We start from the raw sequence: 15,105 nt of genomic DNA on the forward strand, positions 1-15,105 counted from the left end.
CCGATCACGCACTCAAACGCCGCGCCAACTCCACCGCCCGCGTAAAACTCGTCGCGCTCGCCACGCCCCGCCCGGCGATGCCAAACGCCGTGCCGTGGTCCGGACTCGTGCGCACAAACGGCAGCCCCAACGTCACATTCACCGCGTTGTCGAAATCGATCGTTTTGAGCGGCGCCAACCCTTGGTCGTGATACATCGCCACCACCGCATCAAACTCCCCGCGTAGTGCGCGCCCGAATACAGTATCCCCCGGCAACGCCCGCGACAGGCCGGGCAACTCCGCCCGCAGTCCGTCCAAGGTCGGATCGATCACCGCCTGCTCCTCTCCGCCCAACAAACCGTCCTCGCCCGCGTGGGGATTGAGGCCGCACACCGCCACCCGCGGCGTCGCGATGCCATCGGCCGCGCACAAGTGCACCGCCGCGCGCACCGCGCGTTCGATCGCCGCCGGCGTCAGCGCTGCACTCACCGCCGTGAGCGGCACATGCCACGTGGCCAGCACCACCCGCAGTTGATCACTGCGAAACCCCATCACCGGCTCCCCGCCCCACGACTCTGCAAAAAACTCCGTCTGGCCCGGATGCTGATAACCGACCGCCGCCAGTTGCGCTTTGCTCACCGGTCCGGTCACCACCCCCGCAAAACGTCCACTCACACATCCCTCCGCCGCCACGCGCATCGCCTCCCAAGCCGCCCGTGCGCCCGCCGCCTCCGGTTGTCCCGGCACCGCGACATGATCGTCCGCCCCCACCGCGATACGCCCGACTCCCGCCGGCAGACTCTCCAACCACCGCGCCGGCCCCAGCACCGTCACTGCGCCGGTGGCCACGTCATCCGGATGCTCCGCCAGCCAACGCGCAATGATTTCCGGGCCCACGCCCGCCGGGTCTCCGCAAGTGAACGCCAGCGGCTTCAAGCGTCGTCCCCTCCGTCATCCCGCCCGCGCCGCGGCCGCGCGATGGGCCGTTTCCCGCCCGTGGTAAAGAACTCCAAAAACGTGCGGGCCTGTTCCGACGACACATCCGGCAACAACTCCGCCGCGACCGTGCGCATGTTGCCGGTCGGCCGCATCACCGCCCGATAGGCGTCCTTCAGTTCGCGGATCACCTCCCGCGGCCAACCGCGTCGCTTCAACCCCACCACATTTAGCCCCGCCACCACGCTGCGATCGGCCACCATGCAATACGGCGGCACGTCACCCGTGATCGGCGACACGCCGCCGATCATCGCCACCGGGCCGATCCGGCAGAATTGATGCACCGCCGCATTCCCGCCGATGAAACTGAACGCGCCCACCTCCACGTGCCCGGCCAACAACGCGCCGTTCGCCAGGATGACATCATCGGCCACCTGCGCGTCGTGACCCGCATGAGAATTGGCCATAAAAAAACACCGCGCCCCGATCGACGTGACTGCGTCTTCGTGGATCGCCCGATTGAGCGTCACGCCTTCGCGCAACACCGTATCGGCGCCCACCTCCACCCAGGTCGGCGTCTCGCGCTTGAAGCCCAGATACTGCGGATCTCCCCCAATCACCGCCGTAGGATGCACCACCACCCGATCGCCCAGTCGCGCCCAGCGCGTGACCACCGCGCCCGGCATGACTTCAACGTCGACGCCCAACTGCGCCGCCGGATCCACGTGCGCGCCCGGATGTATCAATGTGCCCATGACAACGAGGGTGTGATTCGAAAATCCGCAGTGTCAACGTGGGCGGAAAGGAGGGTTCGCGCAAGGCGACGGCGACGGAGGTGGCCGTTGGAGGCCATGCCGTTGCCGGCAACACAGCGCCAACGCTTCTTGCCGCCCACCATCAGGCCAACAGCGGTGGCACTGCGTGTTTTGGAATTACGCCCTCAATGCTTGGCCCGCCGGTCGCCCGTCAAGAGATCCAGTTGGCCGTCGCGCAACAGGTCGTAGTTTTTCAGGATGCGCAGCACCTGCAGCGTATCGCTTTTGCGGTAGTTGCGGTTCACCTCAACCTTGTCGATCAGGTCGAGCAACATGGCCCGAAAGGAGATGATGCCGTCCACCCCACGCTCCTGCAGTAAGGCCACACTCTGCGAGCGATACGGCTCCTGCGTCGGCAGCCCGGGCAGCACCAAAATCTTCGCAGGCTCATCTTCGCTCTCCTCGGTTTCCTCCGCCGGAAACAACCGGTGCACCTCCTTCACCACCTCCTCCTCGAGGAAACGCAAAATCTCCGGCGACCCACGCAGCGTGCCCGCCGAGAACACACCCGTGTGCCACGGTTTCACCGCCACCACCGCGCGGTGCACGTAGGGCAACTCCGACGAAAACAAAAAGAAGTCCGCCTTCCGCCGACTGCGTCGCCACGCCGGATTGTAGACCAGCAAATCGATCTCCTCCTCCGAATGCTTCTTGCGCGACTGCACCTGGTATTTGCGCACCTGCCGCACGAGGAAGCCGTTCTGCTCAAAATACTCGCGCACAATGCCTTCGTCGATCGCCGACATGCCTGCACTTTAAAAGCACCTGTTCGGCAAACACACGCTCGAAACGTGGCCGAGGCCCCCTGCCCACCAATCCAAAATCGAGAATCAAAAATCGAAAATCTAACCTCACTCGGCGCCCACTTCACGCCAAACCGATCGCACCAGCTCCGTGTCCACGTCATCGCGCGTCACCGCCGTGCCGATCGCTTCCAGCACCACAAAACGCAACCGGCCCGCTCGCACCTTCTTGTCCTGCGCCATCGCTGCCAAGAGCGCGTCGAGCGCGATCGGTTCTCGCAACCGCACCGGCAGCGCATGCGCCGCCACCGTCGCCTCCACACTCGCCACCACCTCGTCGCCCACCAGACCCAGCGCCCGCGACAAGCGCGCCGCCGCCACCAGACCGACCGCGACCGCCTCGCCATGCAGGTAGGCTCCGTAACCCGCGACCTTCTCGATCGCATGGCCAAAGGTGTGGCCGAGGTTCAGCAGCGCCCGCCCGCCCGACTTGGCCGTTTCAAATTCGTCCGCTTCCACCACCCGCGCTTTCGCCGCGCAACAGCGCCGCACCACCGCGGCCAGCGTCTCACTCTCCACCGTCAAAGGCGTCGCCGCCAGATCCGCATACAGCTCCGCGTCGCCCAACAGGCCATACTTGATGACCTCCGCCATGCCCGCCGCAAACTCGCGCGGCGGCAGCGTGCTCAACACGCCCGTCGCCACATACACCGCTTGAGGCTGATGAAACGCACCAACCAGGTTTTTGCCCGCCGCCAGATTGATGCCGGTCTTGCCGCCCACCGAGCTGTCGACCATCGCCAGCAGCGTCGTCGGCACCTGATAAAACGCCACACCGCGCAAATAACTCGCCGCCGCAAAGCCTGCCAGATCGCCCACCACCCCGCCGCCAAACGCGACCACCACGCCGCCGCGATCCAGCCGCTGCGCCGCCAAAAACTCCCACACTTCGGCGATCACTCGGGCCGACTTCGCGCCCTCGCCCGCCTCCACCACAAACTGCGGCGCATCGCCCAACATCGCCGCCAAGACCGCGCTCTGCGCCTGCGCCACGCGCCGATCGGTGATCACCGCCACCTTACGCCCAGCCGCGTGCAAACGCTTCACCTCGGCCGCCACCTCACGCGCCAATTCGGCCCCAAACACGATGGGGTAGCTGCGGTCGCCCAGATTGACGGTGAGTTGTTCAACCATAAGAGCGCGGTTAAAGCCCGCCGCCGCCGCGCGGTCAACCCACGCGTCACCCGCCTCCCCCTACGCCAAACGGACCCGCCGCTTACGTAAGCTCGCACCCGTTTTCGCATTTTTTTGACAGGAATCTGCCAGCAACTGGCAGATCCACTCGCCATGGGGATTTCTACGCATCACGTTCCGGGCTTCCTCCCTAATCATCAGTTCCTGAAATGATCGCGCCAACTTTCTCTACTGCTCATCCGCGTCGCATTGGCGTGACAGCGATTTGGGCCTGCGCGGTAACTGCTCTCTCCGCTCAAACCGACGTCGAACATCTCGGCGACGCGTCCTGGACCAATCCCGCCGGTTGGAGCACGGGCCAACTCCCCGGCAGTAGCGACACCGCCGTGCTCAACGCCGGCACCCTCACCGTCGACGGCGACTTCGCCATCGATGCCCTCAAGATGAACGGCGGCACGCTGGCCGGAGAGTTCGACGCCGCCACCGACTCCATTACCCTGCTAGGCGGTCGCCAAGCCGCTTACTGGCGCAACGGCACCATTTCGAACATCACCCTCAACGTGGGCTCCGGGAGCCTGTTCGAGATCGATCACTCCAGCACCGCCACCAGCAGCGGCAGCATCTTCGTTTTCGATACCGAATCCATCATCGACTGGCTCGACGGTGACATCCTGCTCAACCAGGGCGGGGCCATTTCCAACTACGGCACCTGGTATGACAGTGCTGCCGGTAGTGGCGAAACCCACGCCGTGCGCACTACTTCCGGCGCCTCCGGCAGCGTCTCCAACGAGAGCGGCGCCACCTACGTCGCGCAGGGCGGCGGCACCACGCGCTTCGACGTCTCGTTCGACAACCAAGGTAGCCTCCAGGTCGACAGCGGCAGCACCGTCATCCTCAACGGCGGCGGCACCATGACCACCGACGGCACCATGCTGGTGGCCGCTGGCGGCGAGCTGAAATTCGCCGACGACTATGCCATCACCGACGCCATCAAACTCCAGGGCGCCGGACAATACACCCTTTCCGGCGGCACCCTCAGCATGGCCGGCAACCTCGCCGCTCAGGATTTCCAGATCACCGGCGGCACCCTTAACGGCAGCGTCGCCTTCCTGGCCGGCGCCACCTGGACCGGCGGCACCATCGGCGCCGGGTTCACCACCAACGCCAGCGACTCGTCCTTCGTCATCGCCAATCCATCCGGCAATACCTTCAACGCCACCAGCTTCGTAAACGCCGGCCAGGTTCTCTGGAACGACGGCGACATCCTGCTCTATCAGGATGCCACCCTCACCAACGGCGTCACGGGTTCCTGGCAGGACGACGCCGCCGGCGCTGGCGAGACCCACCAGATCCGCAGTCCTGATGCCTCCACCAACGCCGCCTTCACCAACCGCGGCACCTACTCGAAAAGCAGTGAGGGCACCACCCGCGTGTTGGTGCCGCTCGCCCTCGACTCCTCCGGCGTGGTTCAGGTCTATGCCGGCACCTTCATCATCGACGGCGGCGGTTACGCCAATACCGGCACCAGTTTCGACGTCGCCTCCGGGGCCACCCTGTCGATCCACTCCGACTTCGCCATCGACGACGCCAACGGCCTCCTCGGCGACGGGCAGGTCGCGCTCGATGACGGCAAACTCACCCTCAACGGCTTCGTCAGCGCGCCCGATTTCGCTATCAACGGCGGCATCCTCACCGGCGACCACACCTTCCTCGCCGGAGCCACCTGGGCCGGCGGTGAACTTCGCGACGGCGCCACTTACAACCAGCCGGGCTCGACCTTCAACCTCAACGACCCGACCGGCAATACGCTCAACAACCACTACCTCGATAGCTCCGGCACGATGGTATGGAACGACGGCGACATCCTCCTCAACGGCGACACCACCCTCTCCAATCAGGGCGACTTCAACGACGATGCCACCGCCTCCGGCGAATCGCACTCCATTCGCCGCTCCGATGCGTCCTCGCCCGCCTTCATCAATTACGCCGAGTCGACCTACAACAAAACTAGCGCCGGCACGACGCGCATGCAGGTCTACTTCAACCACAACAGCACCCTCAACATCTACGACGGCGTGTTCCGCCTCGAGGGCACCGGCGTGGCCTTCGAAAACACCACGCTCTTCGTCGACAGCCCCGGCGAACTCGTCTTCGCCAGCGACTTCGAGTTGCAGGACGCGGGCAGCCTCTCCGGCGACGGCCTCGTGACCCTCGAATCCGGCACGCTCAACACCGCCGGCGATATCGGCGTCGCCCGCTTCGACATCGTCGGCGGCACGCTCAGCGGCACCGTTGCCTTGCTGACCGACACCCAGTGGACCGGCGGCACCATCGCCGCCAACCTCACCAATCAAACCACCGGCACGCTCACCATCGCCGATCCCACCGGCAACACTGTCGATGGCGGCACCCTCATCAACGAAGGCCAGGTCGAGTGGGACGACGGCGACATCCTGCTCAACAACACCGCCAGTATCACCAACCAATCCGGGGCCATCTGGACCGACGACGCCGCCGCCGCCGAACAGACCCACACCATCCGTTCCTCCACCGCCACGCCCGCTTCCTTCACCAACGCCGGCACCTACGAAAAGGTGAACCTCGGCACCACCCGCATCGACGTCCCGTTCTACAACGAGGGCACGGTCGACATCTATGACGGCGTCCTCGATCTCGGTGCGGGCGGCAACGCCACCGATATCGCCGCCTTCAACGTCGGCGCCGGCTCGAAGCTCACCTTCTCCGCCGGCTACGATCTCACCGATGCCTCCAGCCTCCAGGGCGCTGGCGAAGTCTTCCTCACCGGCGGCACCCTCTACACCACCGGCAACGTCGATGTCGGCAGCTTCAATCTCAACGGCGGCACCCTCATCGGCACCCTCACTTTCAACGAAGCCCTCTACTGGAACAACGGCACCCTCGGCACCGCCGGCAGCACCCACATCTCCAGCACCGGTGAACTCACCCTCGCCGACCCCACCGGCAACAGCCTCGACAACAATACCCTCATCATCGACGGCGTCGCCTACTGGCAGGACGGCGACATCATCCTCAACAACAGCTCCACCGCCACCACCTCCGTCGGCGCGGTCTGGCACGACCTCGCCACCGCCTCCGGCGAGACGCACACCGTCCGCGTCAGCTCCGGCGACCCGACCTACTTCACCAACCTCGGCGACTACGTGAAGGACAGCGCCGGCGACACCCGCTTCGAAGTCGCCTTCAACAACAGCGGCGCGGTCGACGTCAACGCCGGCCAACTCATCCTCGCTGGCGGCGGCTCCGCCACCAGCGGCGCCAGCTTCGATGTCGCCTCCGACGCCGCCTTGGTCGTGCGCGACGAGGAATATGTGATCAACGAAGCCGACGGTCTCACCGGCAGCGGCGCCCTCCAGCTCGAAAGCGGCGGCCTCTCGCTCAGCGGCACCCTCTCCGCCCTCGATTTCTCGATCACCGGCGGCGTGTTCTCCGGCTACTCCACCCTCGCCACCGACACCACCTGGTCCGGCGGCACCTTCGGCAACTACGGTTTCACCACCATCGCCCCCTCCGGCACCCTCACCCTCGCCAACCCCAGCAGCAACCGCTTCGAAGGCCACTCGGTCGAGAACTACGGCACCGTCCTCTGGAACTCCGGCTCCCTCATCCTCAACGACTACGCCGGACTCACCAACTACGGCACCGTCACCGAACAGACCGGCACCAACAACGCCGTCTATTCCTCCTCCCAGTTTGGCGACGGCTACTTCACCAACAACGAGGGCGGCCTCTTCGAAAAGACCAGCGACACCAACACCGACTTTGAGCTCTACTTCCTCAACTACGGCGACGTGTCCGTGACCGCCGGCGAACTCCGCCTCAAAGCCGGTGGCTACATCGAATCCGGTTCGACCATCGACGTCGCCAGCGGCGCCGCCGTCGTCTACCGCGATTCCGCCAACTTCACCATCGTCGATGCCGCCAGCCTCACCGGCGCCGGCACCCACCAGGTGACCGACACCACCGTCATGTTCGATGGCGAGCTCAGCGCCTTCATGCGGGTGGAAAACAGCACGCTCGGCGGCACCCACATCCTCTCCGACAATTTTCTCTTCCTCGGCGGGTCGTTCGACTCCAGCGGCACCACCACCATCAGCTCCTCCGGCGTGCTCATGCTCCAGGACGCCTCCGGCAATACCTTCGACGGCCGCACCCTCCTGAACGAGGGCCTCATCAATCTCACCTACGGCGACCTCCTGCTCGACAACGGTGCCACCTTGACCAACGACGGCACCCTCCTGCTCGATAGCAGCGCCACCCACGACACCTTCACCGTGCACACGGCTACCGGCTCGTCGGGCCTGATCCAAAACCAACTCGGCGCCCAGATTTCACTCCAGGGCCAAGGCACCACGCATATCGACGTCCCGCTCGAAAACGCCGGCACGCTCGACGCCGGCTCCGGCCACCTTGTCCTCACCGGCGGCGGCTACGGCACCAGCGACGCCGCCTTCAAAACCGACGCCGACGGCACCCTCACCTTCGAGTCCAACTTCCAACTCACCGACATCGCCTCGCTCCAGGGTCCCGGCGGCTTTCGCGTCGGCTCCGACACCCTCACCGCGTCCGGCACCCTCGGCGCCGACCTCGTCATCGACGGCGGTTCGCTCGACGGCGACGTCGACATCGCCGGCACCCTCGAGTTCACCGGCGATGATCTCGTCGCCGGTCACACCCTTTCGGTTCTCGACGAAGGCACCCTCATCCTCGACTCCCCCGCCGGTTTCACCCTCACCGGCAGCGGCCTCAACATCGACTCGACCGGCACCCTGCGCTGGCTCGACGGCAACCTGAACCTCGGCCCGGCCAACGCCCTCACCAACGAGGGCGAGATCGAGTTCTCCGGCCTCTCCGCCGAACTCCGGCCCACCACCGCCGGCGCCACCTTCACCAATCACGGCGTGCTCCGCCTCGTCCCCGGTGTCGGCAACTTCGTCATCGACCTGCCCTTCACCAACACCGGCACCATCGTGCTGCAGGAAGGCCAGCTCTCCCTCACCCAGGACAGCATCCTCGATCCGTCGTCCGACATCCAACTCGCCGACGTCACCGAATTCCGTATCGACGCCGGCACTACAACCGTCACCGACGCCCGCATCTTCAGCGGCGACGGCGCCGTCGTCCAACTCGGCGGCACCCTCAATCTCGACGGCGACCTCAGCGTCGATCTCCACCTCATCGAGGGCACCTTCAACACCAGCACCCTCGTCACCTCCGGCGAGCTCCGGATCGACGACGCCATCATCCCGACCGACGCCGACTTCGGCATCGTCGACGGCGGCGTCGCCAAACTCGACCGCGCCACCTTCGACCTCGGCAACACCACCTTCGAAGTCGACGCCAGCAGCCAACTGCACTGGACCGGCGGCACCCTGCTGACCGACACCGCCGGCGGTTTCGCCATCAACGGCCTCATGCTCATCAAAGGCGACGGCACCTACGGCGCCTCCGTCTCCACGCCCGGCGTCTTCCTCATCAGCTCAACCGGCAACGTGCGCAAAACCGCCGGCACCGGCTCCCTCGTTTTCGACGCCCCCATCAGCTTGGACGGCCGTCTCGAAGTCCACAGCGGCGACATCACCCTCAACGCCGGCGGCTACGCCGATCAGGCCACCATCGACATCTGGAACGGCGCGTCCCTCCTCCTACCCAACGGCTTCGAGATGCGCGACGGCACCTCCGTCATCAACGGCGGCGCCCTGCGTCTGACCGGTGGCACCTTCGACCTCTCCGGCGACATCGGACTTGGCAACGACGCCCTCTTCTCCGGCGGCACCATCACCGGCACCCACACCCTCTCCGGCACCCTCACCTGGACCGGCGGCGACTTCGATGCCAACGGCGCCACCACCATCGCCAACGACAGCATCCTGCAGTTGCTCAATTTCACCGGCACCCACCTCGAGCGCGACCTCACCATCGACGGCCAGATGCTGTGGGGCGTCGGCGACATCACCGGCACCGACGCCACCATCACCAACAACGGCAATATCCTCCTCTCCTCCGACGGCACGATCTCCTCCGCCGACGATTCCCTCGAGCTCCAGAACAACGGCATCTTCGCCAAGGTCGGCGGCAGCGACACCAGCACCATCGACGTGCCCGTCACCAACGCCGGCTACGTGCTAGGCGGCAGCGGCACGCTCCACTTTGCCAATACCTTCACCTTCGCCGGCGGCACCATCGGCGTCCAAAACGGCGGCCTGCTCACCTTCGCCGCGCCGCTCGCGTTGCCCGCCTCCACCACCCTCGCTGGCAACGGCACCGTCACCGCCGACATCAGCACCGGCGGCACCATCTCCCCCGGCGCCAGCGTCGGCAGCCTCACCATCGACGGTGACCTCACGCTCGAATCCGGAGCCCTGTCCTTCTTCGAAATCGACTACGTCGACACCGCCCTGGCCTTCGACCGCCTCACCGTCACCGGCACGCTCACGCTCGCGGGCGATCTGGAAATCGATTTCCTCACCGCCATCGATCCCATCTCGACGGACATGTTCACGCTCTACACCGCGGCCAGCCTGCTCGGCGACTTCGACAACGTGGCCAACGGCGGCCAAGTCTGGGCCGACCTGCCCGATGGCGGACGCGGCATCTTCACCGTCAACTACGGTGTCAGCAGCCTCTTCGATCCCAACAGCGTGATCCTTTCCGACTTCGAGTTCTCCCCCATCCCGGAGCCCTCCACCTGGGCGCTCATGATCACTGGCCTCGGCCTCATCGGAGTGCAGCTCTACCGCCGCCGCCGCCGCGCCTGATCCCACCCTTGTAGCGGGCTGGCTCGCCAGCCCCTCCCCGTAGCCGCGTTGGAGCCCAGCGACAACGTGCCCCCCCTGCCTCCCAGCTCCGGCCCAACCCAATCTTTCTCTTTATTCTTTATCTTTCTCTTTATCCCCACGGGCCGAAGAGCCTGCCCCCCGGCGACGCTGCGCGTCGTCAGAGAAAGAGAACGATAAAGACGAAAGTGAAAGAAGCCCCCCGGCCCCACCCGCTGCAGCGGGCTGGCTTGCCAGCCCCCCGTAGCTGGGTTGGAGCCCAGCGACAACGTGGCCCTCGCCGTATCCCAGCTCCCAGCCCCCCATCACCCAGCAAACCAGCTCCCAGCTACCCAGCCCCCAGCCTAAACCCCGCGCCCATCCGGCCGATGGAAAGAAAGCTCCGCGCTATCCGTCGCACCCGTTCGCCTCTGTGCAATTTTTGACCTCCTTATGCCTCCCATAAGCGCCACCCGCGCCCCCGCCCGGCCGGTCGCGCCCCTCCAACAACCCTTCAACCGCTTAAGCGTCGTCTCCTGCCGTTTCCGCCGCTCCACCCTCCATCGTGTAGCCCCCCACGTCACCGCCATTAGCCACGTCACATTGTGGTGATGCGGCGTTTTTTGGCGTGCCTCCCCCCGGCCCCATCTGCCAAACCAAAATCGTTTATGAACATCCACGAGTATCAGGCCAAAGCCCTGTTTGAGAAATACGGCGTGCCGGTGCCAAAAGGCGCCGCCGCTAAAAACGCCGCGGAATTCGACACCGCCCTGGCGACCCTCCCCGAAGGTCCCACCATGGTGAAGTCTCAGATCCACGCCGGTGGCCGGGGCAAAGGCACCTTTACCGACGGCTACAAGGGCGGCGTGAAGTTCTGCCCCACCAAGGCCGAGGCCAAGGAAGTGGCCGGCAAGATGCTCGATAATACGCTGGTCACCATCCAGACCGGCCCCGCCGGCCGCAAGGTGCAGACCGTCTACTTCACCGTCGCGAGCGACATCAAGAAGGAGTATTACCTCTCCATCCTCCTCGACCGCGGCACCTCCCAGCCGGTCATCATCGCCTCCACCGAAGGTGGCGTCGAAATCGAGAAGGTCGCCGAAGAGACGCCCGAGAAGATCACCAAGGTCTTCGTCGATCCCGCCTACGGCCTGGCCGACTTCCAGGTGCGCGAGATCATCTTCTCCCTCGGCCTCAACAAGACCGAGTCCAAGAACGCCGCCAAGCTCCTGCGCAACCTCTATAACTGCTTCTGGGAAACCGACGCGTCCATGATCGAGGTCAACCCCCTCATCACCACGCCCGACGACGACGTCCTCGCCCTCGACGCCAAGGTCTCCTTCGACTCCAACGCCCTCTACCGTCATCCCGACATCGTCGCCCTCCGCGACCTCAACGAAGAGGACCCCAAGGAGATCGAGGCTTCCAAATACGACCTGGCTTACATCGCCCTCGACGGCAACATCGCCTGCCTCGTCAACGGTGCCGGTCTCGCCATGTCCACCATGGACATCATCAAGCACTTCGGTGGCAACCCCGCCAACTTCCTCGACGTCGGTGGTGGCGCCTCCAAGGAGAAGGTCGTCGCAGCCTTCAAAATCATTCTCGGTGACCCCAACGTGAAGGGCATCCTCGTCAACATCTTCGGCGGCATCATGGACTGCAACGTCATCGCCGAGGGTGTGGTCGAAGCCGTCAAGGAAGTCGGCCTCGAGCTCCCGCTCGTCGTCCGTCTCGAAGGCAACAACGTCGAAGCCGGTAAAAAGACCCTCGACGCCTCCGGCCTCTCGCTGGTCTCCGGCGACTCCATGGCCGACGCCGCCCAGAAGATCGTGAACCTCGTCGCCTGATTACCATGTCCATTCTCATCAATCCCGAAACCAAGATCATGGTCCAAGGCATCACCGGTGCCTTCGGCGGCAAACACGCCGGCCTGTCCATCGACTACGGCACGCAACTCGTGGCCGGCGTCACCCCGGGCAAGGGCGGTCAGTTTTTTGAGCATGGCGACGTCAAAGTCCCCATCTTCAACACCGTGGCCGAAGCCGCCGCCGCCACCGGCGCGACCGTTTCCGCCATCTTCGTGCCGCCGCCCTTCGCGGCCGACGCCATCCTCGAGTGCGTCGATGCCGGCATCGACCTCGCCGTCTGCATCACCGAAGGCATTCCGATCAAGGACATGGTCCGCGTGAAGCGTGCCATGCGCGGCAAGCCCACCCGCCTCATCGGCCCCAACTGCCCGGGTCTCGTCACCCCCGGCACCGGCCCGGACTCCTCCGGCGGCTGCCGCATCGGCATCGCCCCCGGCTACATCCACAAGAAGGGCCACGTCGGCGTCGTTTCCCGCTCCGGCACCCTCACCTACGAGGCCGTGTTCCAGATCACCACCAAGGGCCTCGGCCAGTCCACCTCCGTGGGCATCGGCGGCGACCCGGTCAACGGCACCAACCACCTCGACGTCATCAAGCTCTTCAACGAAGACCCCGACACCAAGGGCATCATCCTCATCGGTGAAATCGGCGGCAACGCCGAGGTCGAGGCCGCCCGCTGGATCAAAGCCAACTGCAAGAAGCCGGTCGCCGGCTTCATCGCCGGAGCCACCGCGCCTCCCGGCCGCCGCATGGGCCACGCCGGCGCCATCGTGGGTGGCAAGGAAGACACCGCCGAAGCCAAGATCGCCGTCTTCAAGGAATGCGGCATCGAAGTCGCGGTAACCCCGTCCGACATGGCCGACGCGCTCCTGCGCAAAGCCGAAGCCCTCGGCGTCAGCCTCAGCTAAAGCCAAGACAAGCTCCACCTCTCTCAGCCGCTCCCTCCCGGGGAGCGGCTTTTTTGCGCGCCAGCTTCCCTCCTTCTGCCTTCTGACTTCACTGTTCCCCATCCCGCCCCTCTCCCACGATGGCCCGCAACGATCACTTCTCCGCCTTCGCCGCCACCTACGCGTCGTATCGCCCCACCTACCCAGCAGCACTCTTCGCCTGGCTGGCCGACCAAGCCCCCGCCACCTATGGCGCCTGGGACTGCGCCACCGGCACCGGTCAGGCCGCGCTCAGCCTCGCCGAGCATTTTGCACACGTCTTCGCGTCCGACGTCGGCATCGGCATGATCGAACACGCCGTGCCGCACCCGCGTATTTCCTACCACCTCGCCCCCGCCGAAGAGCCCCCGCCCAGCATCACTGACCTCGACCTCATCACCGTCGCCCAAGCCCTGCACTGGTTCGATCGCGACACCTTCTTCGCCGCCTGCGAGCAGCGCCTGCGCCCCGGTGGCATCCTTGCTTACTGGGGTTACCTGCTCCCCTCCATCACGCCCGCCGTCGATGCCGTCGTCCGCCACTATCACGACATCGCAGTCGGCCCCCACTGGCCACCCGACCGCGGCCCGTTGCTCGACGGCTACGCGCAAATCGCGCCGCCCAATATGGAGCGCCTGACCGCGCCTCCCTTTGCCATGACCGCCACCTGGACCCTCGATCAACTCATCGGCCAACTCGACTCCTGGTCCGCCACCCACCGCGCCCGCCAGGCCACCGGCAATGACCCCTTGGCCCCGATCGTCCCAGAGCTCCGCGCCGCCTGGGCCGAAGCCCCCCAACGCCCCATCACTTGGCCCCTCCCCTTCCACGCCTTCCGCAAGCCAAGGTAGAGCCGGACCGCCTTTCTTGCGACGGGGTGTCTCGCTAGCCCCAACTCAATCTTTCTCCTTATTCTTTATCTTTCTCTTTATCCCCGCAGCCCAAACACCCCCCCCCGGCGACGCTCCGCGTCGTCAGAGAAAGAGAAAGATAAAGACGAAAGAAGCGCCCAGAGCCCCAGCCCCAGCCCTGCCCCTCCGTGTAGGCCGCGAGCTCGCTCGCGCTACCGTTGCCCCTCAGCCCCAGCCCACCAGCGCACCAGCACCCAGCCTAAAACACCGCCTTATACGCAAACGGCGAACTCGAGTTATTGGCGGTAAACCCCGTGTTTTCGGTATCGCGCACCCGCGCCACCAAACGCGCATTCATCATCGTGGTCCCACGGTCTCGCAGACCGTAACCGACCAGCCACTCCGGCCCCGTGTAACTCACGCCCGAAAGCGTCGGTTCATGGATCACCTCGACCTGCTTGCGCCGCAAAAACGACACCGTGCGCACCCGCGCCGGCTCCCGCGCCAACACCTCCACCGTGGCCTGCGCAAACGTCCGGCCGGTGTCACAAATATTGTCCACCAGCACCACGTCACGCCCGCGCAGATCGACCTCCGGCCAATCGATCTTCACCGCATCCTCCGGCTTGGCGGTCATATCTTTGGCGTAGCTCCAAGCCCGGCAAAACGCCGGTTCGATCGAGTAACCGATCCGCTGCACCAAATCCGAAAAGAAAAACGCCCCGCCCCGCAGCACACACATCATCAGCAGCATCCGCCCATCTCGCTCCTGACATTCCTGCGCCCAGCCCTCGACTTCCACCGCCAGACAATCGAGCACCGCTTCGATATCTTCCGCTGATTGAACCAAATCCAAATGTTGCGGCAGAGCGATCGAAGACGACGAGGGACCCATGGCCGACTGATTTATCGATCCACCAACCGGTTTTCCACCCCAAGAATTACGCATTAAAAATTTTCCTACCTCCCGCCCGAAAAACGAGTCCTTCCCACGA

9 protein-coding genes are annotated in these 15,105 nt (G+C 65.1%); 4 read left to right on the top strand and 5 right to left on the bottom strand.

Going from position 1 to position 15,105, the window contains the following annotated elements; all coding sequences use genetic code 11:
- Positions 1-4: 4 nt before the first annotated feature.
- The 4 genes from pdxA to aroB form a co-directional block, all read right to left on the bottom strand.
- Positions 5-916: a 4-hydroxythreonine-4-phosphate dehydrogenase PdxA gene (gene pdxA, locus K1X11_RS07365; RefSeq protein WP_221031089.1), complete on the bottom strand. Its 912-nt coding sequence runs from the start codon at positions 914-916 to the stop codon at positions 5-7.
- Complete coding sequence (gene lpxA / locus K1X11_RS07370; protein WP_221031090.1) at positions 913-1,671, bottom strand: acyl-ACP--UDP-N-acetylglucosamine O-acyltransferase; 759 nt, start codon at positions 1,669-1,671, stop codon at positions 913-915. Before lpxA ends, pdxA begins: the two co-directional genes overlap by 4 nt.
- Before the next feature lie 185 nt (positions 1,672-1,856).
- A complete protein-coding gene (locus K1X11_RS07375) occupies positions 1,857-2,477 on the bottom strand; it encodes a hypothetical protein (RefSeq protein WP_221031091.1) in 621 nt (206 codons plus the stop codon).
- 105 nt (positions 2,478-2,582) lie between these two features.
- The gene (gene aroB, locus K1X11_RS07380) at positions 2,583-3,668 is read right to left on the bottom strand and encodes a 3-dehydroquinate synthase (protein ID WP_221031092.1); all 1,086 of its coding nucleotides are present in this window, start codon (positions 3,666-3,668) and stop codon (positions 2,583-2,585) included.
- 209 nt (positions 3,669-3,877) lie between these two features.
- On the opposite strand from aroB, the gene K1X11_RS07385 reads away from it, so the two are divergent.
- From K1X11_RS07385 to K1X11_RS07400, 4 genes are all read left to right on the top strand, one after another.
- On the top strand, positions 3,878-10,465 hold the full coding sequence (locus tag K1X11_RS07385) for a PEPxxWA-CTERM sorting domain-containing protein (protein WP_221031093.1): 6,588 nt from the start codon (positions 3,878-3,880) through the stop codon (positions 10,463-10,465).
- A 665-nt stretch (positions 10,466-11,130) separates the two neighbouring features.
- Positions 11,131-12,312 carry an ADP-forming succinate--CoA ligase subunit beta gene (sucC, locus tag K1X11_RS07390; RefSeq protein WP_221031094.1) on the top strand — a complete coding sequence of 394 codons (1,182 nt, stop codon included), beginning with the start codon at positions 11,131-11,133 and terminating at the stop codon, positions 12,310-12,312.
- Positions 12,313-12,317: 5 nt separating this feature from the next.
- Positions 12,318-13,241 carry a succinate--CoA ligase subunit alpha gene (sucD, locus tag K1X11_RS07395; protein ID WP_221031095.1) on the top strand — a complete coding sequence of 308 codons (924 nt, stop codon included), beginning with the start codon at positions 12,318-12,320 and terminating at the stop codon, positions 13,239-13,241.
- A 119-nt stretch (positions 13,242-13,360) separates the two neighbouring features.
- Complete coding sequence (locus K1X11_RS07400) at positions 13,361-14,110, top strand: class I SAM-dependent methyltransferase (RefSeq protein ID WP_221031096.1); 750 nt, start codon at positions 13,361-13,363, stop codon at positions 14,108-14,110.
- 259 nt (positions 14,111-14,369) lie between these two features.
- Here the strand turns inward: K1X11_RS07400 and K1X11_RS07405 are convergent, their stop codons facing one another.
- Complete coding sequence (locus K1X11_RS07405) at positions 14,370-14,960, bottom strand: phosphoribosyltransferase (protein WP_221031097.1); 591 nt, start codon at positions 14,958-14,960, stop codon at positions 14,370-14,372.
- Positions 14,961-15,105: the final 145 nt, after the last annotated feature.

Origin of the sequence: Actomonas aquatica (assembly GCF_019679435.2) — a bacterium.
GTDB classification, from domain to species: Bacteria; Verrucomicrobiota; Verrucomicrobiia; order Opitutales; family Opitutaceae; genus Actomonas; species Actomonas aquatica.

Coding starts and splice junctions, on each gene's coding strand:
- lpxA (WP_221031090.1), bottom strand. CDS start 1,671: ATGGGCACATTGATACATCCGGGCGCGCACGTGGATCCGGCGGCGCAG.
- K1X11_RS07375 (WP_221031091.1), bottom strand. CDS start 2,477: ATGTCGGCGATCGACGAAGGCATTGTGCGCGAGTATTTTGAGCAGAAC.
- aroB (WP_221031092.1), bottom strand. CDS start 3,668: ATGGTTGAACAACTCACCGTCAATCTGGGCGACCGCAGCTACCCCATC.
- K1X11_RS07385 (WP_221031093.1), top strand. CDS start 3,878: ATGATCGCGCCAACTTTCTCTACTGCTCATCCGCGTCGCATTGGCGTG.
- sucC (WP_221031094.1), top strand. CDS start 11,131: ATGAACATCCACGAGTATCAGGCCAAAGCCCTGTTTGAGAAATACGGC.
- sucD (WP_221031095.1), top strand. CDS start 12,318: ATGTCCATTCTCATCAATCCCGAAACCAAGATCATGGTCCAAGGCATC.
- K1X11_RS07400 (WP_221031096.1), top strand. CDS start 13,361: ATGGCCCGCAACGATCACTTCTCCGCCTTCGCCGCCACCTACGCGTCG.